The following is a 20,710-nucleotide window of genomic DNA, read 5'->3' on the forward strand; positions in this document are numbered from 1 at the left end:
GCCATGTTGGATTGTGTTACATATAAAGGGGGGGGGAAAAGCAGCATGGAGGATACCTTGCAGCGTACGGGCAAGGAGATCACTCAAATCTATCAACGTCATGCAGACACGATTTATAAGGTCTGCTTCATGATGCTACGAAATGTTGTGGATGCGGAAGAGGCAACACAGACTGTCTTCCTGAAGCTGATGCAGACGGACAAAGCTTTCCACGACAGTGAGCACGAGAAGGCTTGGCTCATTGTGACCGCCCGCAATCATTGCAAAAATATGCTCAAAAATTGGTGGAGACGGCTGCGGGTCTCTTGGGAAGAGAGCGACCAGAAGCAGCTAGCCGAGGAAATCAAACATGACGAAGTGATCGATGAGGTGCTTTCTCTCCCCGAGAAATATCGGCTCCCGATCTATCTCTTCTATTATGAAGGGTATAGCACGAAGGAGATTGCAGATCTGCTCTCCGCGAAGGAAGCCACAATTCGCACAAGGCTACATACAGGCAGGAAGCTCTTGAAGCTGCAGATAGGTGGTGAACGGCATGAATGAGAAGGAATTGATCACCCGCTTAGGGAGAATCGGTCCGACTGAGACGCAGAAGGAGCGGATGCTTGACCGCATACTTGCGCCTGAAGCGCCGAAGAAGGCGCCCTTGAAAGCGGCCTATCGATTCGGGATTCCCGCCGCATGCTGCGCGATGCTCGCGCTCGTTCTCGCCATTCCTCTCCTCTTCAAGCAAGAGTCGGTCATTCCGCAGCTTGTGCCTGCGAATGCGCAGCCTGTCGTTGGAATTTCAGTGCTAGGGGTTCATACCCGGGGAATGGACAGGATGGGACCACAGAAGTATATGAACTATAACGGACATCGTTATACGTTCCTGCAGCAAGGTGTCGCTTACGATCTGTCCGGCTTCATGCGGGAGTCGAAGGAGGAGTTAGGTACGCTCCAATTCGATGTATTGGAAGATCTAGGAAGCGGCGGAAAGAAAGGCTATGCCAACAAGGATTATGCGGCGACCTACCTTGTAGGGGGAACGCTGTATCGTCTGCCTGGCTACGATACCGGATTCCGCCTTGCAGTGGAGCTGGACGGGCAGTATTATATCGCCCAGCTTGCCGGCAGAACGGATGAAGGAATCATTCCGGCTAATGAGTATATCGCGTTGGCCGATCTGAAGCGGCTCGCCGAACGGGTAGACATTATGAATCATAGCGGAAGCAAGCTGCTGCATTCGCTCGTGGAGAAGCAAGCTGTCAAGGAGTGGATTGAGGCGATAAGCGCCAGCAGCAGTGCGGATGATTTGACAAGAGAAGATATGGAGAAGCTTGCCAGAGCGCAATCCGAGGGCCGATCGTATAAGATTGCATTCCAATTGAAGGATAACACTTCCATTGATATGTATGTCGCACCGGAATTAAAGCTGGCATCCATCGGCAATGGAAGGTATGTGCTGGCTGAGGCGTTCCTGAAGCAATATGGACAACTATTCATAAACAACTGAGACGAGAGGATGAATCATGATGAAAAAATATATGAAGCGTTCCATTGTAACATTGACAGCAGTATCCTGCATCGCGGGAGGGGCTTCGGCTATGGCAGCCAACGTGGTGGCGGTACCGATCAGTGCTCCTATTGAAGCAGTGCCAATTAGCGCTCCTGTGGAAGCCGTGCCGATCAACGCGCCGTTGTATGAAATTGCGCAGCAAAAGATGCTGGAATCGCTGCGTATTTACGGCACAGCAACTTCTATTGAAGAAGGCCGCATCATGCTGGAGAACAACAATGAGAATGCCGAGTTCGACAAAATTGTCGTCAATGTGGGCGAGGATACATTAATTCTGGATGCGGTGACCGGCTTGCCGATGTCCATCGATGACATTCGCGAGAACGAGACCGTGTATGCGTATGTAGGTCCGGCTATGACAATGAGCTTGCCGCCGATGTCTGGAGCGGAGCTTGTGCTGGCGAATATTCCGGCTGACTTCCGGGTTCCGGCATATGAGGAAATCGATCGTGTCGAGGAAGGCGAAGACGGCAGTGTCATCGTTCATACGAATCGCGATACCACATACACAGTGACTGACGATACGGAGCTGTTCCCATATCTGACGAGAAATATCGTCACAAAGCATCACTTGATTCCCGGCACCAAGCTGCTCGTATGGGAACCGGCGGTAATGGGAGAACAAGCTGAAGGAGAAGCTGGAGAACAAGAGGAAGCAGCTTCTCTGAAAATGATGGTGTTCGCTTACGGTTATAGCGGTACGGCTGAAGTCGGGCTGGACGGCATGACAATTAAAGGAGAAGCGCTAGAACTGTCCGAAGATGAGCAGCCGTATGTCGAGAATGGTCATCTAATGCTTCCATTCCGCCAATTCGTAGAAGCGCTGGGCTACGAGATTGAGTGGAATGAGGAAACTAGAGGCATTACAGTGCTGAACGGTGAGAAGGAACTCTACAGCTTCACTGCCCGCGGTACAGAAGTTAAGCTAGGCAATGAAGAAGAGACTCGCACATTGTTCGAGGCTGCTGCAGTTGAGAACGGCGTATCCTTCATGACTGCGGACGATCTCTTGTTCCTGAACAACGTGAAGCTGGTGGAAGAGGAATAATCCGCAAGCAGCGGCGATACGAGCGAATAATCTCGTGGACTAATTGCACCATAACAGAAAAGTACAGGCTTCGAGGCTGACCAGCCCCGAAGCCTGTACTTTTTTTTGTTGGGGAAAGGGGCCGCTGTATGGTGTGGGGGAACAATTCGATTTCGAATTCTGTATTTTTATGGTTAAATTCGAAACTATTTGTCGAAATAGTATGCTATTATGTCATTATAGTTTCTGTATAGTTTATAAGTATGGTTAGTTTAAAGATAAGTAAGGAGGGGGATTGGAAAGCAATGAAGGTAGTTAGCATTTATTTCGAGACTTCTATTTTACTTTGTTGGAGAGAGAGGTTGTAATGGACATGAAGAGTAAGCACAAGGCATGGATTCGCATGAGAACTCGATTCATGATGGGATTATTCATGATATCCGTCATTACAGGAAGTTTGGGTATGCCCGTCTATGCAGAGCCGGATGCGCCGGCTCCGACGATTAGCGCGCACCCGCAAGACGCTAACGTAGATCAGGGAGCTCCGAGCATTACGTTAAGCGTAACGGCTAACGGAAGCGGCACGCTGAGCTACCAGTGGATTCGTAACTCGACTAATTCCTACATTGGCGGAAATACGATTAACGGGGCGACATCCGCGACATATGACATCCCGACCTCTACCCCACGCGACGAATATTATTACGTCATTGTGACGAATACGGATAACAGCGTATCGGGCATTAACAAGGCTACGACAAGGAGCGACTTCGCCCACGTGACGGTTAACGCGCTGGCGAATGCGGCTGTTCCGGTCATCAGCGCGCACCCGCAAGACGCTAACGTAGATCAGGGAGCTCCGAGCATTACGTTAAGCGTAACGGCTAGCGGAAGCGGGAGCGGCACGCTGAGCTACCAGTGGATGCGTAACTCTACTAACTCTTACATTGGCGGAAGTACGATTAACGGGGCGACATCCGCGACCTATGACATCCCGACCTCTACCCCACGCGACGAATATTATTACGTCGTTGTGACGAATACGGATAACAGCGTATCGGGCATTAACAAAGCTACGACAAGGAGCGACTTCGCCCACGTGACGGTTAACGCGCTGGCGAATGCGGCTGATCCGGTCATCAGCGCACACCCGCAAGACGCTAACGTGGACCAGGGAGCTCCGAGCGTGACGTTAAGTGTGACGGCAAGCGCAAGTGGAAGCGGCACGCTGAGCTACCAGTGGATGCGTAACTCTACTAACTCTTACATTGGCGGAAATACGATTAACGGGGCGACATCCGCGACATATGACATCCCGACCTCTACCCCACGCGACGAATATTATTACGTCGTTGTGACGAATACGGATAACAGCGTATCGGGCATTAACAAGGCTACGACAAGGAGCGACTTCGCCCACGTGACGGTTAACGCACTGGCGAATGCGGCTGATCCGGTCATCAGCGCACACCCGCAAGACGCTAACGTGGACCAGGGAGCTCCGAGCGTGACGTTAAGTGTGACGGCAAGCGCAAGTGGAAGCGGCACGCTGAGCTACCAGTGGATGCGTAACTCTACTAACTCTTACATTGGCGGAAATACGATTAACGGAGCGACATCCGCGACCTATGACATCCCGACCTCTACCCCACGCGACGAATATTATTACGTCGTGGTGAAGAACACGGACAATAGCGTATCGGGCGCCAAGACGGCCACCGCAAGGAGCGACTTCGCCCATGTGACGGTCAATGCGCTTGCTAATGCGTCGGCTCCGACGATTAGCGATCAGCCGGTAGGCGGAATCGTACATGAGTATGATACGGTCACGCTAGGCGTAACGGCAAGCGCAAGTGGAAGTGGCACGCTGAGCTATCAGTGGGTTCGCAACTCTACTAATTCCTACATTGGGGGAAATGCGATTAATGGGGCGACATCTAGCACATACGATGTGCCGACGTCCTATGCGCATAATGACTATTACTATGTGGTCGTGACGAATACGGACAACAGCGTTCCGGGTACCAAGACGGCCAGTACGAGAAGTGATTTCGCTCACGTCACAGTTCTTGATGTGACTCCTCCTTCAGTAAGCATCTCCTCGGCGCAAGCCAATCCGACGAATGCGTCCTCATTCCCTGTGAAAATCGCGTTCAGTGAAGCAGTAACGGGATTTGATCTAGCGGATATTGCCGTCACGAACGGTAGCGCAAGCAATCTCGTTATGAACAATAGCCGTACTTTTACAGCAATGGTTACACCGTCTACGGAGGGAGAAGTGAGGGTTAACGTTGCGGCAGGTGTTGCGGCTGACGCAGCGATGAACAGCAATACAGCGGCCACGGAATTTAGTGTTACATACGATACAACGGCCCCGACGGCAATTATCACATCGACAGAGCCTGATCCGACTACAAGCAAGCCTTTCAGTGTAACGATCGCATTCAGTGAAGCGGTGACCGGATTCGCGGTGGGCGACATTGCTGTGACGAACGGAACCGCGAGTAATCTATCGACGGCGGATAACATGACGTACAGGGCAGACATTACGCCTGTCGCGCACGGGGAAGTCAAGCTTAATCTGGCGGCGGGAACTACAATCGATGCGGCGGGTAACGACAATATAGCGGCAGCGGAGTTCACTATCGCATACGATGGCACAGCGCCTAGAGTAAGCGATTACTATCCGGAGGACGAAGCGACGTCAGTGGGATGGGATGACGATCTCAAGCTGGTATTCAGCGAGAATGTGACGGCTGTAGCGGGCAAGTCTATCGTGATCAAAAAAATGAAAGACGATAGCATTGTAGAATCGATTGCTGCAGCCGATACGTCGAAGGTGACGATTGCAGGCGCGGAGGTTGTTGTAAATGTGGAGACACTGCATTCCGGAACCGGCTATTACGTTCAGATCGATGCAGGAGCGTTCAAAGATGTAGAGAATACGGAATATGCAGGCATATTAGATAAGACATCCTGGAATTTCATGACGGTTGCGGCATCCAGAGGTCCAAGCGAAATGTTGATAGGAACTTCTGTGAACGGAAAAGAAGTGGACTTGGGGAGCGAGGTCGTTAACAGATCGGAGAATTACACGAAAACGACCATTATGCTAGATGATCGGAGCTTAATGGAAAAGCTAAAGGCAGTAGCGGACGGTGCTGTGATTACGATAAAGGACAGGAATGATTCCGATCTATACGTCACTCAGCTTAGCGGCCAGTTGCTTCGTTATTTGAAAGAAAAGCAGGTCACTCTGGAATTCAAGACGGAATACGCAACCTATACGCTTCCGGCTCAACTGATCAATATGGAGGCATTGGCGGCGCAACTGGGAGAGAACATCTCTTCGGAAAATGTCGGCGTTCGCGTCGAATTGGTTATGCCCTCGGCGGGTACGGTGAATACGGCTGAAAATGCCGCCAAGGAAGGTTCATTCGAGCTTGCAGCCAATCCGGTGAGCTTCAGAGTTATCGTGACGCACGGCGATTCTTCCGTTGAAGTAGACACATTCAAAGCTTACGTGGAGCGTACACTTCTACTTCCGGAAAGTGTCGATCGGCATCGGGTAACGACTGGCGTCGTCATCAATTCAGACGGAACGGTTCGCCATGTGCCAACCTCGTTCGAAGTGATTAATGGTCGTCAGTACGCGATCATCAACAGCTTGACCAACAGTTCGTATGCGCTGGTGTGGAATCCGGTTCAATTCGGCGATATGAGTCGTCATTGGGCGAAGGATGCCGTTAATGACATGGGCTCGCGGATGGTCATTAACGGCACGGGGGACGGTAATTATACTCCTGATACGAACATTACACGCGCCGAGTTCGCCGCAATCATCGTTCGTGCGCTAGGTATGAAGCCGCAAGCGGGAACAACGCCGTTCTCCGACGTTCAGGCATCAGATTGGTACAGCGGGGCGGTCAATACTGCGCATGCATATCGACTAATCGCCGGCTATGATGATGGAACCTTCCGCCCGAATGAGAAGATTACCCGAGAGCAAGCGACGACCATTATGGCCGAAGCGATGGCGATAACGGGATTGTACGATCAGTACGCGTCTTCATCCGCGGAATCGGCGCTTAATAAATATGCGGACGCTTCAGATGTATCTCCATGGGCGAAGCAGAGCCTTGCAGTCAGCTTGCAGGTAGGCGTCATTCAAGGAAGGAGCGGCTTGAAGCTCGCGCCGCAAGCCTTTGTCACCAGAGCTGAAGTTGCGGTCATGGTGGAGCGATTGCTGAAGCGGTCCGGGTTAATTTAACTCTTCCTTAAAGAAAGGTGCATTCCTTCAGTACAATTGAAGCGGATGCACCTTTTTTCTATGGAATGGAGCCTGCAAGAGATGAGCGTCCGATGCAACTTTAGCGATATTGTTACGTCTAATCCTAACACGAGGCTAAATTATCCAATCTAATGAAATCGGGTCACTCTACATTTGACATGTAAGGAGAAAAGTCTATGCGCAGGTCTATTGTGATGATGATAGTGTTGTTAAGCTTCATGGTCGCTATTCTGACGTTGCCGGGGTGGAAGGAAGCCGCAAGGGACAATACGAGTTTTGATGCGCCGCTCCTACCCGCTGCCCTCGAGAAGCAGGATGAACAGACGGGAGAACGATTATCGCCTGAGAAGCTGTCTTTTGCCTTGGAAGAGGAGGAGGACGGCTTCGGACTGCGGTTCGATAAGGAACAATATGTCACGCTGCTCAGGACCGTGCAGGCAGGTCATGCAATTGTACATATGACGGAAAGGTCATCGAAGTCCGGGGACAGTCGTATTTATGATGCCATAGTCGTTCGTCCAGACACGGGAGAGGCGGAGTCATATCCCTTATTCGAGACGTTCGGCGACAACTATACCTACATTGGCTCTCCGCAATTCTATCCTTCGGGCAACAATCAGGTATGGTTCATCAAGCACACAGTGGACAATGAGCAGCTGAGCTACAGTCTTATGAGGCTGGATGTGAGCACAGGCGGAGTAAGCACACGGGTTCCGGACTTCTGGCTGGTGGATCAGCGGGACGAAGCGGAGCGGGATGACTTTATCATCCAATCTTATCCGCTGTACGATGAGCATGGCCAATTGCAGAAGCTTATGGTGACGACATTCCAGGGGAAGATGTGGGTGCTGCCGTGGGAAGGCGATTACGGCCCGGCTGTCTACGACTCTCCTGCGACGTATCCCGCCTATGGCGATATCGGCAGCAAGCCTCCGCGAAGCCTTCTCTTCCCATCTCCTGACTTGGGGCGGTTCGTCTATCGGTTCGTCGACCGCAATCAGATTATGCCGGGCAACCATTATGAGGTGATAGATACCGCAACAAGACAAGTGGTGGGCCTGATCGGCATGGAAGAGACGATGATACCGATGGATAACGGTATTCGCTGGAATGAAGAGGGCAGTTTGTTTCTTCTGGAGTATGCGGATCGGGAGGAGACGATGGGCATGACCGGGGATAATGCGCATTATTTGTTCGCACAAGGCATTAACGTCTACAATCGGGATGGCGAGCTTGTTCGCAGCTTGAAGGCTCCTTCGGCCAAGCGAATGAACGCTTACGGTTGGGTGGGCGAGAACCATTTGCTTATTGAAGTATATACACCGAAACAACTGCAGGGAGACGGTACTTGGTGGAAAGAGCGTGTCGGCTACCAGCTGTATGATGTGGACAGCGACCAGTTGGCAAGCTTAACGATTGTACCAGATGTCAGAGAAATGAACGAGGCGGTTCAAAAGCTCTGGGCAGGAGCCGGCTTCGGCCATGATTCGCAATCATTCCTGCTGCTGGATAGAAGCGCAGGCCAAGTATGGGAACCTGGAGTAAAAGGTTATCAGTGGCATGAGCATGCAAATATATGGAACGTGTATATGGATGAGGGAGCATTATTGTACCGCTGGGACGAGGAGAACAGAACGCTGGAACCGGCTTACTTCGACCAGGAATACGCCTTGCAAGCTGTCGCTGGAGATTGGGGCGTGTTCCGGCACAGAAGCGCGGATAATGAGGGACCTGTTATTCGATATATACTGTTTAAGCAGTATGAGGAGGTCCTGACGCAAGACGAATTGCCGCAGCTTCCGTCTTCCTTCTTCTATGAAGAGCCGAATAGATGGTGGGACTCTGATGACCGTAAAGCTCGTAAGCTAGAGGAGAAGCAACTGCGCGTCAAAGGAAGCAGCCGATACGGAAGCTTGCAGTTGACGGCGTTGCCTGGCGAGTGGGGAAGTAGAATTACTCATAACTATTACGGTTCATATGAGGTATCCTTTCGTGATCGCAACGGGCGTGACACTGAGGAAGGTCGGAGTCCAATTCGAACAAGCCGGGAATCCATGGCGGGCATTCCCTTGGCCGGCGATCGGCGCTGAGCTGCTGCGGCCGGATACGATTAAAGTGACGTTCACCTTCAATCTGATCTATGCGATCGGGAAAGCGGCTCATCTTGAAGGAACTCTCAAACAAATAGATGGACAATGGCGATTCTATGATTTCGGCACGCTGAAGACGGAAGATTGGCAGGGAGATGATACGATGCCGGAACTGAACGGGCTGCATATAGAGGATGAGCTGGAGTTGTAGAATCAGCCATTAAACTATACAATCGTATGCATAAGATGAGCCTCGCATCATAGAAGAGACAGGAGAGAGTGTGGTTATGCAATTCGTGTTCGATCTGGACGGAACCATATGCTTCCGGGGAAAGCCGATATCGGATGGAATAGTCGGAGCATTAGAGAGGCTCTCCGCGGCAGGACATGCCGTCATATTCGCATCGGCTCGACCGATACGAGATATGTTGCCCGTGCTGCCGGAACGCTTCCACAGTTATACGATGATAGGCGGGAACGGTTCTCTGGCAGCTCGGAACGGACATATTCTCGTCTTCGGCAGCTTCAGCGAAGAGCAGTCGGCCAAGTTAAGGCAGCTTCTACAGCAGTATGATGCCGCATATCTAGCCGACGGGCACTGGGATTATAGCTATACCGGTATCATGGATCATCCTATTAGGAACAACCTTGATCCCGCAGGGCTGGCGAAGCAGGTTGATATCGACGTCCATGAAGCGATCGTGAAGTTGTTGATCTTGTCTGCGACCGATATGGAAGAAGTTGCGGCGAGACTGGAGGAGCTTGATCTGGTGCTGCATCGGCATGATAAGGAGAACGTCATCGATATTAGCCCGTCGGGCATTCATAAGTGGTCTGCGTTGCAACGATTGAACGTGCGGAGAGGGGAATATATCGCATTCGGCAACGACGCTAACGATGTGACGATGTTCATGAACGCAGCCCGTTCCGTCATGATCGGCTACCATGCAGAATTGGCCAAGCACGCGACGGATTTCATTCCACACGATGGGAATAGTGAAGAGACAGAAGCTAGAATTGAAGAGAAATTAAGAGAGCTCGGTTCATGTCCATTTGGCCGCCCATAGCTTCATCTCCTTAATAATCCGGTGAAGATCCTCTCCCTTAGGCGTTAATGTATATTCCACCGTGACTGGAACGGTGGGGAATACTTGCCGCTTCAATACGCCTTTCTCTTCCAGGTGGCGCAGTGTGGTCGTCAAGGCGCGCGGGCTAACGGCAGGGATAGAGCGCTGCAGCTCGCCGAACCGCTTCGTCCCGCCGAACAATTCTCTCAGCACGAGGAACGCCCATTTGCCGCCCAGTACCTCCAATGTTTTTTCGATATCGCATGCGATGACACAGGGGGTTTTTGGAATGTAATTGTTCGAAGACAAGGTTCATTCTCCTTTCACTAATGTATCTCTACTAACCTTAAGTATAGTAGCTATAACGCGTATAATAAAGTGAAGATTATTTCACTACTTCACCCTTGCGAGAAACTGCTCTACAATAAAGGAGTAGACAGCTTAGAGGGCATGTATGCAGCATAGATTCAGTAACAATAGGGGAGATGAATGCGGATGCAATATCGTAAGCTGGGGAAGAGCGGGTTGAAGGTAAGTGAGATCAGTCTGGGCAGCTGGCTGACCTATGGCGGTTACGTGGAGCGCGAGAATGCGGTGCAGTCCATTCAGCGCGCCTATGAGGCGGGCATTAACTTTTTTGATACTGCGAATATTTACGAACGGGGAGAAGCGGAGAAGCTGCTGGGCGAGACGCTGAAGGCGTATGCTAGAGAATCCTATGTGCTGGCTACGAAAGTATTCGGCAAAATGGGCGACGGACCCAACGACGCCGGCTTGTCCCGCAAGCATATTATGGAGCAGTGCGACGCCAGCTTGAAGCGACTTGGAGCGGATTATATCGATCTGTATTATTGCCATCGTCATGATCCGGACACACCGATGGAGGAGACGCTTCGCGCGCTTGACGACCTGGTCCGCCAAGGGAAAGTGCTCTATGTCGGCGTAAGCATGTGGACGGCTTCGCAGATGGCGGAGGCGCATGCGATTGCGGACCGCTACTTGCTGGACCGCGTGATTGCGAACCAGCCAATCTACAATATGTTCAATCGTACGATTGAACAGGAGGTTATTCCATACGGCGAGCGTGGCGGCATTGGTCAAGTCGTCTATTCTCCGCTGAGCCAAGGCATCTTGACGGGCAAGTATACGTCAATGAACGACTTGCCGGACGGCAGCCGGGCTGCTAAGCTGGAGACAGCGCGCAATGCGCTTACGGAGGAGCGGCTGGAGAAGGCGCGGCGGTTGAGTGAAGTAGCTGCGGGGCTAGATATTACGTTGGCGCAGCTGGCGTTGGCCTGGATATTGCGGCAGCCGAACGTATCCAGCGCGCTCATCGGCGCGAGCCGTCCGGAGCAGGTAGACGAGAATGTGAAGGCATCGGGCATTTCGCTTGACGAAGAGACGCTGGCTGGGATTGAGCGAATTATCGGATAAGCGAATTATCGGATAAGCGAATGATATGATAGCAAGGAGGAGCTGGGCCGCATGCGGTCCGGCTTTATTTGCGATTAGAATGACTCGTGCGAGTCTGTATTGTATGCAGCCAACACAAGAGTGGCGAACCCCCTTGTGAGCGAGTCTGTATTGTATGCAGCCAACACAAGAGTGGCGAAATCCCGAGCGAGCGAGCCTGCAGTGTATGCAGCCAACACAAGAGTGGCGAAATCCCTTGTGAGCGAGTCTGCAGTGTATGCAGCCAACACTACAGTGGCGAAACCCCTTGTGAGCGAGTCTGTATTGTATGCAGCCAACACTAGAGTGGCGAAATCAAGAGCGAGCGTGCCTGCAGTGTCCTACACTGGAGCGTCTTAAAGAAGCATACGAGCAGGAAGAGAGTAGTAAAGGACTCCGCAAGGCGCTTTTCTTATGATAAGGAAATGATTCACAAGTCCGAACTGTGGATAACAAAGTGAGTTGGATCAAAAAGTTAGCGGAGCGAAAGAAGGTCGACATTTCACCCGTGTGGTGCAGGAGCGAGAGCAGATGTATCGGTTGCCATAGAGCTTAATTGACTCATAATGATCGGATTTGTCGGCTAACGGTTCTCTTGGCGCTTATGGAGCATGGATAGTGGAATATCGGGTGTCACAGCGTAAAATAAGCTTGGTGACAGCCGTTACAGCAAAAAAAGAGGGACTAGAGACGCCATAAGCGCGATGGCATCCGTTAAAAGCCATGTCGATCAGAATATCCGAAGAGCAATCGGTGAAGCCTGTTGTTCAACAGGGTGATTTGATCTTCTGCATGAAAGTGTGCAGGATCTTCGGTGGGCAATGTGTTGGGGTAAAACGCAAAGAAACCGCGATTTACGCGGCACTTGATGATTTGAGATCCTAATAAGCTTATCTCGTCTCATTGCAATCAATTAGTACGTATTATAAATGTTTTCACATTCGTTCGCGGTCGGTTCATAAAAACAGTGCTTTTTCCATCGTCCTGCGAACGGCTGATTATACCAAGTTGGCGGACATGGTCCGGGACTTTCGAATGAGCCTGGACGGAAATACCATAGGGAGAATTTGGCTGGCCAATTCCGTTCCCCATTCACGGCCCGTTGCGCCAGACGGCGCTCCCTATCTCTTGCATTCTGATAGTACAAACCGTATTGCAACGCTTCGAACGCATGCGGCTGGTTGATCATTTGCGGAATTGTCCGGATTTCTTTGAAGTCAGAGCAATTCCCTCTTATTCGGTTAATGCCAACATTGCCAACAAGGAGCATTCCCATTTCGCCTTCTGTCTCGGCTTCAGCCCGAAGCAACCTCGCCAACATATCAATATCCTGTTTCCTGGCTTTTACGACTGCCATTGGCTCACCTCTTTAGATGTCTAGACTAGACTATCATATTGCAGGTGAAGCGAATGTGTTACTCTGGCAACTGCCATTTAGCTTCAAGCATGAAGCTGGGGACTTCCAACTTCATATGAACACTTTCTCCTAGTCAGAGCCGTCTTTTGGATCGTCCACCCGTAAGTCGCTCTCTATCGCTCAGTATGCTCACATAGTCACCGGATAGAGCTGGAAAGTAAACGCTATCGCTCAAAATGGTCACGGAGATTCTTGATTGCTATATATGAAGCTGACCCCTGGGGACGGCAAAGCACATCTCACCCGACTTGTAGGATGCGAATAAGATGCACTCCTATGCAGATATGACAAACAGCGCGTTCCGCGGAGATGCGGAACGCGCTGTTCAAGGTAATCACCAATCGTCAGCTTGCGAGCTGAATACGGTAAAGGGAACGGAGCGGATCCGCTCCAGGCCCTGCTTCGACAATGCTCCAGCCGACGGAGAGCACCTCGGCTAGCCGGGCATATTCTTCGGCAGTCAGGCCGGCTGTGACGGATTCCTTGCCGGGGTCCAGCGTCAACTCGGCTTCCTGCTGCAAAGCAACTTGAATCCAGCTGGAGATGCCGCGGATCGTGTTGTACTTAATCCGGTAGCCGTCCAATACGGCGGCGCGGAACAGCTCAGGCTGTTCCTTCGCCAGCTCCGTCAAGCTGCTGTAATCGAATTTGAACTTGGAATCGTCCGCGGGCAGGTTGCCCTCCTGCACGCGCCGGATCAGCTCGTCGCCGCTCCAGCCGTGCGCCCTCAGAGATTCCAGCATTAAGGCGTCCCATTGGGACAGCTTTGTCAATGCTGCGTTTTGATCGGTCATGGGGCTATCCCTCCAGTTCGGTTATTATTTGCTTGCTTTGTAGGCGTTCAGATGCTCTTTCGCCTTGGCAGCGTCAGCTTTCACTTCCAGCCCCGTGTTGACTAGCGGGCTGACGGTGGATACGGCTTTCAGCTTATTGTTGTTGTAGAAGGCCAGGAACTCGTCTTGATTGATGGAGTAGAGCACCGCTTTCCTCAGATCCACGCTTTCCGCGACATCGCGGCCCTTCGTGTTGAAGATCAGATACCATACGGCATTGTAGGGCTCCGATTGCAGCTCCAGCTTGCCGTCGCCCTTCACGATATCCAGTTTGTTTTCCGGCACACCGTAGTACACATGGATCTCTCCGCTGCGCAGAGCGGACAGTGTGCTGTCGGCGTCCTTGATGAAGCGAACCTTCACATTTTGGATCAGGCCGGCGTCTTCTGTTCCAGGGGCGAATCCTGGATTGCGGTAGAAGATCGCTTCATAATCGTTCTTGTGCGACAGGATGTACGGGCCGCTCGCATACAGATGATTGTTGTAGCTGTTGCCTTCCGTTACTGTATTCTGGTCGCCATATGGAATATCTTTGTTCACGTCGAACTTGTCCACTTCGTACGTATTGATGCTCTCCACTTGCTTCTTGGACACGATGCCTGCGGATTGGTGAGCCAGATAGTTCAACACTTGAGGGAACGGCTTAGTCGTCGTTACTTTCACGACTTGGTATTTGCCGGCTGCGTTATCGACTGCTGTTTTGTCAGTTACCAGCTCAGAGATGCCGGACTTCAGTCCCTTCTCCAGCGCCGCCTTGACGTTTTCACTGGAACCGGATACGTTCAGTCCTTCCAGAGAGGCAATATCCGTCACGATCTCTGCAGTTGCGATATGCTCGTGCAGCGTGTATGTGCGGTGATCCGGCACGGAGTTTTTGTCCTTCGCACGGTTCAGGGAGAAGACGACGTCTTCTGCGCTGACGAGCTCTCCAGTGTCGACGACACTCTTGTCTTTAATCGCGGCGAAGTTGATGTCGTCGCGCAGAATGAAGTAATATTCGGAATTCCCTTCGGCAATGGCGAAATTACGAGACAGGGACGCATCCGTCGTCAACTGGTCGTCGTCTGTTAGGTTGAGCAAGCGTACATACATATTCGTGTTGATCGTGTTGATAGAGCCGTCGTTGCCTTTAATAGGGTCAAGCGATGTTAGCGTGGACGCTGTCTGTTGAAGAACGAGCGTCTCTGTATCGCGCTTCGATTCGTCCTTGAAGTCCATATCGTCCCAAGCCATGGCACGGGACTTAGACAAGCGGACGGATTCCGGCTTCAAGACTTCCTTATTCAAGCCTTGCGACTTGAAGGAGATGAACAATGGCGCGATGTAAGCTTTGTCCAGCACCAGCTTCTGCTCGAACTCTTTGTACGTATCCACATATTGATCGGGCGTCTCTGTTGACGCTTTGTTGACGAGCTCGTCAATCTCCGGGTCGGACATGATGCTGTAGTCGCCGCCTGTCGTGAACAGGGAACGCACCGCATAGTCCGGATTGCCCGTAACCGTCGTCCATCCGGTAAGGGCGATGTCATAGTTGCCCGCATCTTGCTGAGCTTTGAATGTGCCGTAGTCCGGCTGAAGATTCAGCTTTACGTTGAAGCCGTTCCTGGACAATTGATCGCGTACGATATTCATATCGGCTTCGTTCTGCTGCATGCCCAGAAGCTCGATATCGACTTTGCTATTGTCGGTAACCTCTTCTTTCTTGTCTCCGTCGGTATTGTTCGCTACATCCTTCTTCGTTGTCAATTCACAAGCGCTGAGCATCAGCGCCAGGATGAGCAGCAATGGGATGAGCAGTTTTCTTGTTGTCATTTTGACCCCTCCTAAATGTATGTCTTGCATGATATCTATGAACAACATACGCATCGTTCCGATCCTATAGCAGCGGAGCAAAGCGTATGCAGTTGCCAAAAGTGATGGTTACCTCGATCGACTCGTTAGTCCAGCTTCGGATCAAGCGCGTCCCGCAAGCCGTCGCCCAGGAAGTTGAAGGACAGTACGAGCGCAATGATGGCCAGACCGGGATAGATGGCCGTAAAGGAATGCGTCTCCAGATAAGCGCTGCCGAGCTTCAGAATATTACCCCATTCCGGAATATGCGGCTCCACACCGAGTCCCAGATAGCTTAAGCTGCTGGTCGCGATTACTGCGCTGCCGATGGTCAGCGTCGACTTGACGATCATCGGCGCGATGGAGTTCGGCACGATATGCTTGAACAGAATGGTGAAGTCGCTTGAGCCGAACGCTCTGGCCGCCTGCACATATTCCAGCGTGGATACGAGCATGACGTTCGCTCTCATCGTGCGGGCGTAGGTCGGTATAGCGGCTACGCTAAGGGCAAGAATGAGATTGACCGTGCTTGCTCCGAAAGCGGCGATAATAGCAATGGCAAGCAGCAAGGCCGGAATGGCGTACAAAATATCCAGCACGCGCATAATCAGGTTATCCGTTCTTCTGCCGTAATAACCGGAGATGGCGCCGAGCGTTCCCCCGACGATAACAGGCAGCAAAGTGGACAGGAAACCGACGACGAGCGAGATGCGCGCGCCGAACACGATGCGGGAGAACAGGCATCTGCCGTAGTTGTCCGTACCAAGTGGATAAGTCAGACTAGGCGGCTGGAGAATGGCGCTATAATTATTGTCGATCGCCATGCTGTAATCGAACGTCATATAGCTGCTGACGGAGACCGAGAACAGGAATATGATGAAGAATAGTCCCAGCATAGACGTAGAGCTTCTGGACAGTCGGTCGATGACATTGTTCATCTTGGAACCGGAAGTGTGCCCTCTGTCGCGCAGCTTGGCCAATATCAAGGTGCCTAGAAACAGAGCGAACAGATTGCCCAGCAGGACGGTAGTGATGAGGGCGATCGCTACGATCGCCATCCAGCCCGGAAGCTGATCCCTGTCGCCATACTTCGCGATAAGCAGCAATGAGATCAATTGAATGCCCGCCGCAATGAGAAGCAGCAGCATACCTAGCAGGAAGGTGTCCGCTACATAAGGCTTGAACAAGTTAAGCACAGACAGAGCGAACACCAGCAAAGTCGTTATGACGGTATAGCCGGCCAAAATATAAAGAGCATTAGGTCTGCGCTTGATGAGCTGGAAGGCCGCCATCCCCACGAATAAGTTGACAGTCAGCAGACTGGGCAATAACAGGTAGCCCAACCTTCTAGTCGACTTGCTTATTTCTCCGTGACGGAGTAAATCTCTCCGTATTAAGAGGTAGGCGATGCCTTGCAGCAGAGTGAAGAGCAAGTAGGCGGAAGCTACCGTCAGCATGACGGGCTTGACGCCGCCATCATCCCAGCGGAAGCTGTTGAGCAGCAGCACCAGTGTCAACACAAGCGAGAGGACGCCGCCGAATCCGGCCTGTCCATATTCCCGGCTTGACTTGAGGCGGAAGCCTGCTTCCTGCTTGGATAGTGTGAATGTACTTGAAGTCACGGGCATGCACCTCCTTTACTGTTGTTTCATGGTTGAGCGAATTCTAGGGTCGAGGAAGGCATACAGCATATCCACCAGCACATTAATAATGGAAATCGCGATGGCGATATAGATGACACCGCCCATAATGGCGGGAATGTCGGGAATGAACTGCTTGTCGACAATGTAGCTGCCGATGCCGCTAATATTGAATACCTTCTCCGTTACTGTAGCGCCGCCCAGCATTCCGCCGAATTGAAGGCCGATGACGGTTACGATAGGAATTAACGCATTGGTGACGGCATGTCTCCATAGCACATGGCTGCGGGATAGTCCCTTCGCTTTGGCTGTTGTGATATAATCCTCATGAATAACCTCCAGCGTGGACGAGCGAGTCATCCGCGCAACAGCAGCGGTCAATGCAGTGCCCAGTACGACGACGGGCATAATCATCGATGTCCAGTCGTTCGGACTGTAAGTTGCGGGCAGCCAGTCCAGCTTGATCGAGAAGTTCAGGATGAAGATGAGACCTTGCCAGAAATTCGGGATCGACAATCCAATCAGAGCAATGAACATGAAGGAATAATCCATGAAGGAATTCGGCTTCGTTGCGGACAGGATGCCGATCGGCAGTGCGATCAGAACAGCGACGATTGTTGCAATGATGGTCAGCGTGAGTGTGACCGGAATTTTGTTCGCAATAGCTGTCGTAACCGTTTCATTGCCGGCGAACGATCTGCCCAGATCGAACGTCAGAATGCCTTTTATCGTATTCCATAGCTGCACAAGATAAGGTTGATCAAGTCCGTAGATAGCATTGAAGTTGGCGATCTGCTCTTCGGTCGCTGTATTGCCTAGAATATTGGCAGCAGGGTCCATTGGCGATATGTACAGGATGGTGAATACCATAATCGTCACGCCAAAAATAACAAATATCGTCATGAACAGCCGTTCCATGATATATTTCATGTAGGGATTGCTGTACAGGGCTATCAATGCGTACATGAGCAAGCCGGGTAACAAGGTTAACAGGAGGAACAGCGGCTGTTCCAGCAGCGATTGCATCGTAGATGAAAATGTTGCCGGGCGGATGCCTGACAGACGAGCCTGCTTCTCTACCTCTTGCTCAACATGGCGATCGAATGTTTGCTTAGCAAGACGCTGTGCTTCCTTACTTAGTTTGACTTCATCCATTCTTTGACTGAAAAATGCCGCTTTGCGGCGCAGCTGCTCTTCCCGTTCGCCTACCAGCTTCTCCATACTGCCGGAGGCGGCCAGAGCGGCTTCCGTCTCCTCACGAAGCTTCGCGTAGCCATTGGGCTGCGTTCGGCGGTACAGGTGGATGAAGGAAGCTACGATGTGTACAAGCGCTCCTATTATATATAGAAGAAATCGGTATGCCGGATGAAGCGTCATGGAGTGGTAAGTGCTGCTCAATCTATTCGTGAAGCGGGAAAAAGTGCTCTCGTTATGTTCTGATGTTGTCGTCAACTTTCTCGCCTCCTGTGCGACCTTTAAATTCCACTGTTTCTAAATGCAATTGCATTATTCCGATCAATATAGTAGATTTTATTTTAGGGTTAAGGGATTGTCAAGACGCGAATAGTATATGTAAAATGTCGGAAATCCATCAATGACAGGCTGTGGCGCGTATATTGGCTCAATTATATAGTAATTATTGGATACTAACAATAACATTGTAGGTGAACATATGGCTAATCTGTTGCAAGTGAGACATCTATCGGTTTCGTTCTTCGCGCGCGACACGGAAGTAGAAGCGGTTAGGGATATCAGCTTCGAGTTGAAGAAGGGAGAGACGCTCGGCATCGTCGGCGAATCCGGCAGCGGCAAGAGCGTGACGGCCCGTACCATCATGCGGCTGCTGCCCTCTCCTCCAGCAATGGTGAAGGGTGGCGAAGTGCTGTTCCAGGGCGAGAATCTGGCTGAGAAGTCGGACAGAGAGATGGAAGTCATCAGAGGCAAGGATATCGGCATGATCTTCCAGGACCCCATGTCCTCTCTCAATCCGACGATGCGCATAGGAAGGCAGATTGCCGAGAGCTTGATCAAGCATAGGGGAATGCGCCAGGGTGAAGCCAAGCGGGAGGCGCTGGAGCTGCTAAGCATGGTCGGGATCACCAATGTGGAGACGCGCTATGAGCAGTACCCTCATGAATTCTCCGGCGGCATGCGCCAGCGGGTCATGATCGCCATCGCGATGGCGTGCCGTCCATCCCTCTTGATTGCGGACGAGCCGACGACGTCGCTGGATGTAACGATTCAGGCCCAGATATTGAAGCAGATGAAACAGCTGCAGCAGGAGATGGGCACATCCATCATTCTGATTACGCATGATCTGGGTGTTGTCGCAGGCATGTGCGACCGCGTCGTCGTCATGAAGGAAGGGCAAATTGTGGAGACGGGCACGACGGAGGAGATATTCTATACGCCGAAGCATGAGTATACGAAGCGGCTGCTGGCAGCTCTCCCAAGACTGGATGAGAAGAAGAAGCCGAAGACCGCACCCGTACGTTCCGATGACAAGGATGATCATATGCCTCTTATTCAGGTGCGTTCGCTGAAGCAGCACTTCGACTTGGGCAGAGGGCAGAGGCTAAAGGCTGTGGACAATATTAGCTTCGATATTCGTAGAGGAGAGACGCTGGGCCTTGTCGGGGAATCCGGCAGCGGCAAATCGACGACGGGACGCACCATTCTCCGCTTGCATGAAGCGACGGATGGCGAAGTGCTGTTCAGAGGCATTCCTCTCCACCTGCTGAACCGTTCGGAGATGAAGCGGATGAGACGCCATATGGGCATCATCTTCCAGGACCCCTATGCTTCCTTGAATCCGCGTCTGCGTATTGTGGACATTATCGGCGAAGCGCTGGATGTGCACGGCATGGCGACGGGCAGGCAATCCCGGCTGAAGCGAGTCGAGGAGCTGTTGGATATGGTCGGGTTAAGTCCGATGCACGCGCTGAGGTATCCGCATGAGTTCTCGGGCGGGCAACGGCAGCGGATCGGCATCGCCCGAACACTGGCGGTAGAGCCGGAATTCATCGTCTGCGACGAGCCGTTGTCCGCCTTGGACGTCTCCATCGGGGCGCAAGTGGTGGAGCTGATGGAGGAGCTGCAGCAGCGACTGGGCTTGACCTACTTGTTCATCGCGCATGATCTGTCGATGGTGAAGCATATTAGCGACCGGGTGGCAGTCATGTACAAGGGCAAGCTGGTAGAGCTGGCGGAGAGCGAGGAGCTGTATGCCAATCCGATGCATCCCTATACGCAATCGCTGCTGGCGGCTGTGCCGGTGCCGGATCCTCGTGTGGAAGCGGACAAGTATGCGACGCCATTGCTCGCGGCGGAATCACATCAAGGCACAGGAGAGCGAAGCAGCATTTCTGGCGAAGATCCATACGGGCTGCGCGATTCCGTGTTCACAGAAGTGAAGCCGGGACATTGGGTTGCTGTGCAGGAGTAATCGTCGACATCAGCCTTTTGCTTAGGAGTTGTAGCGAAGCTCAGTGTGACGGCGGGGACC

15 protein-coding genes are annotated in these 20,710 nt (G+C 51.9%); 9 read left to right on the plus strand and 6 right to left on the minus strand.

Going from position 1 to position 20,710, the window contains the following annotated elements:
- The first annotated feature begins 45 nt into the window (after window positions 1-45).
- The 7 genes from ACFQ2I_RS15200 to ACFQ2I_RS15230 all read left to right on the plus strand — a co-directional run bounded on the left by ACFQ2I_RS15200 (window position 46) and on the right by ACFQ2I_RS15230 (window position 10,033).
- Window positions 46-543: an RNA polymerase sigma factor gene (locus ACFQ2I_RS15200; protein WP_377565437.1), complete on the plus strand. Its 498-nt coding sequence runs from the start codon at window positions 46-48 to the stop codon at window positions 541-543.
- Complete coding sequence (locus tag ACFQ2I_RS15205; protein ID WP_377565440.1) at window positions 536-1,495, plus strand: hypothetical protein; 960 nt, start codon at window positions 536-538, stop codon at window positions 1,493-1,495. Before ACFQ2I_RS15200 ends, ACFQ2I_RS15205 begins: the two co-directional genes overlap by 8 nt.
- A 16-nt stretch (window positions 1,496-1,511) precedes the next feature.
- A complete protein-coding gene (locus tag ACFQ2I_RS15210; protein ID WP_377565443.1) occupies window positions 1,512-2,606 on the plus strand; it encodes a stalk domain-containing protein in 1,095 nt (364 codons plus the stop codon).
- Window positions 2,607-2,958: 352 nt separating this feature from the next.
- Window positions 2,959-6,855, plus strand: coding sequence for an Ig-like domain-containing protein (locus tag ACFQ2I_RS15215; RefSeq protein ID WP_377565446.1), 3,897 nt, complete (start codon window positions 2,959-2,961; stop codon window positions 6,853-6,855).
- A gap of 197 nt (window positions 6,856-7,052) precedes the next feature.
- On the plus strand, window positions 7,053-8,966 hold the full coding sequence (locus tag ACFQ2I_RS15220) for a hypothetical protein (protein ID WP_377565449.1): 1,914 nt from the start codon (window positions 7,053-7,055) through the stop codon (window positions 8,964-8,966).
- Window positions 8,869-9,177 (plus strand): hypothetical protein, encoded by a 309-nt coding sequence (locus ACFQ2I_RS15225; protein ID WP_377565452.1) that lies wholly within the window; start codon window positions 8,869-8,871, stop codon window positions 9,175-9,177. Before ACFQ2I_RS15220 ends, ACFQ2I_RS15225 begins: the two co-directional genes overlap by 98 nt.
- A gap of 76 nt (window positions 9,178-9,253) precedes the next feature.
- On the plus strand, window positions 9,254-10,033 hold the full coding sequence (locus ACFQ2I_RS15230) for an HAD-IIB family hydrolase (RefSeq protein ID WP_377565455.1): 780 nt from the start codon (window positions 9,254-9,256) through the stop codon (window positions 10,031-10,033).
- On the opposite strand, the gene ACFQ2I_RS15235 is transcribed toward ACFQ2I_RS15230, so the two are convergent.
- The gene (locus ACFQ2I_RS15235) at window positions 10,010-10,342 is read right to left on the minus strand and encodes a winged helix-turn-helix transcriptional regulator (RefSeq protein WP_377565458.1); all 333 of its coding nucleotides are present in this window, start codon (window positions 10,340-10,342) and stop codon (window positions 10,010-10,012) included. The genes ACFQ2I_RS15230 and ACFQ2I_RS15235 overlap by 24 nt on opposite strands.
- A gap of 186 nt (window positions 10,343-10,528) precedes the next feature.
- On the opposite strand from ACFQ2I_RS15235, the gene ACFQ2I_RS15240 reads away from it, so the two are divergent.
- Window positions 10,529-11,467: an aldo/keto reductase family protein gene (locus tag ACFQ2I_RS15240; RefSeq protein ID WP_377565460.1), complete on the plus strand. Its 939-nt coding sequence runs from the start codon at window positions 10,529-10,531 to the stop codon at window positions 11,465-11,467.
- A gap of 931 nt (window positions 11,468-12,398) precedes the next feature.
- Here the strand turns inward: ACFQ2I_RS15240 and ACFQ2I_RS15245 are convergent.
- The 5 genes from ACFQ2I_RS15245 to ACFQ2I_RS15265 form a co-directional block, all read right to left on the minus strand.
- On the minus strand, window positions 12,399-12,842 hold the full coding sequence (locus tag ACFQ2I_RS15245; RefSeq protein WP_377565463.1) for a cell wall hydrolase: 444 nt from the start codon (window positions 12,840-12,842) through the stop codon (window positions 12,399-12,401).
- Between the two features lie 404 nt (window positions 12,843-13,246).
- Window positions 13,247-13,696: a hypothetical protein gene (locus ACFQ2I_RS15250; RefSeq protein WP_377565467.1), complete on the minus strand. Its 450-nt coding sequence runs from the start codon at window positions 13,694-13,696 to the stop codon at window positions 13,247-13,249.
- A gap of 24 nt (window positions 13,697-13,720) precedes the next feature.
- Window positions 13,721-15,547, minus strand: coding sequence for an ABC transporter substrate-binding protein (locus ACFQ2I_RS15255; RefSeq protein WP_377565470.1), 1,827 nt, complete (start codon window positions 15,545-15,547; stop codon window positions 13,721-13,723).
- Between the two features lie 125 nt (window positions 15,548-15,672).
- The gene (locus tag ACFQ2I_RS15260) at window positions 15,673-17,193 is read right to left on the minus strand and encodes an ABC transporter permease (protein WP_377565473.1); all 1,521 of its coding nucleotides are present in this window, start codon (window positions 17,191-17,193) and stop codon (window positions 15,673-15,675) included.
- 9 nt (window positions 17,194-17,202) lie between these two features.
- Entirely contained in the window at window positions 17,203-18,657 is a 1,455-nt protein-coding gene (locus ACFQ2I_RS15265) for an ABC transporter permease (protein ID WP_377565476.1), read from the minus strand.
- Window positions 18,658-18,877: 220 nt separating this feature from the next.
- On the opposite strand from ACFQ2I_RS15265, the gene ACFQ2I_RS15270 reads away from it, so the two are divergent.
- Window positions 18,878-20,650, plus strand: coding sequence for an ABC transporter ATP-binding protein (locus tag ACFQ2I_RS15270; protein WP_377565480.1), 1,773 nt, complete (start codon window positions 18,878-18,880; stop codon window positions 20,648-20,650).
- Window positions 20,651-20,710 lie beyond the last annotated feature (60 nt).

This window comes from Paenibacillus chungangensis (assembly GCF_042675905.1).
Taxonomy (GTDB): Bacteria; Bacillota; Bacilli; order Paenibacillales; family Paenibacillaceae; genus Pristimantibacillus; species Pristimantibacillus chungangensis.

Bases quoted from the DNA above. Each gene is read 5' to 3' on its own strand.
- ACFQ2I_RS15200 (WP_377565437.1), top strand. From the start codon at position 46: ATGGAGGATACCTTGCAGCGTACGGGCAAGGAGATCACTCAAATCTAT.
- ACFQ2I_RS15205 (WP_377565440.1), top strand. From the start codon at position 536: ATGAATGAGAAGGAATTGATCACCCGCTTAGGGAGAATCGGTCCGACT.
- ACFQ2I_RS15210 (WP_377565443.1), top strand. From the start codon at position 1,512: ATGATGAAAAAATATATGAAGCGTTCCATTGTAACATTGACAGCAGTA.
- ACFQ2I_RS15215 (WP_377565446.1), top strand. From the start codon at position 2,959: ATGAAGAGTAAGCACAAGGCATGGATTCGCATGAGAACTCGATTCATG.
- ACFQ2I_RS15220 (WP_377565449.1), top strand. From the start codon at position 7,053: ATGCGCAGGTCTATTGTGATGATGATAGTGTTGTTAAGCTTCATGGTC.
- ACFQ2I_RS15230 (WP_377565455.1), top strand. From the start codon at position 9,254: ATGCAATTCGTGTTCGATCTGGACGGAACCATATGCTTCCGGGGAAAG.
- ACFQ2I_RS15240 (WP_377565460.1), top strand. From the start codon at position 10,529: ATGCAATATCGTAAGCTGGGGAAGAGCGGGTTGAAGGTAAGTGAGATC.
- ACFQ2I_RS15245 (WP_377565463.1), bottom strand. From the start codon at position 12,842: ATGGCAGTCGTAAAAGCCAGGAAACAGGATATTGATATGTTGGCGAGG.
- ACFQ2I_RS15250 (WP_377565467.1), bottom strand. From the start codon at position 13,696: ATGACCGATCAAAACGCAGCATTGACAAAGCTGTCCCAATGGGACGCC.
- ACFQ2I_RS15255 (WP_377565470.1), bottom strand. From the start codon at position 15,547: ATGACAACAAGAAAACTGCTCATCCCATTGCTGCTCATCCTGGCGCTG.
- ACFQ2I_RS15260 (WP_377565473.1), bottom strand. From the start codon at position 17,193: ATGCCCGTGACTTCAAGTACATTCACACTATCCAAGCAGGAAGCAGGC.
- ACFQ2I_RS15270 (WP_377565480.1), top strand. From the start codon at position 18,878: ATGGCTAATCTGTTGCAAGTGAGACATCTATCGGTTTCGTTCTTCGCG.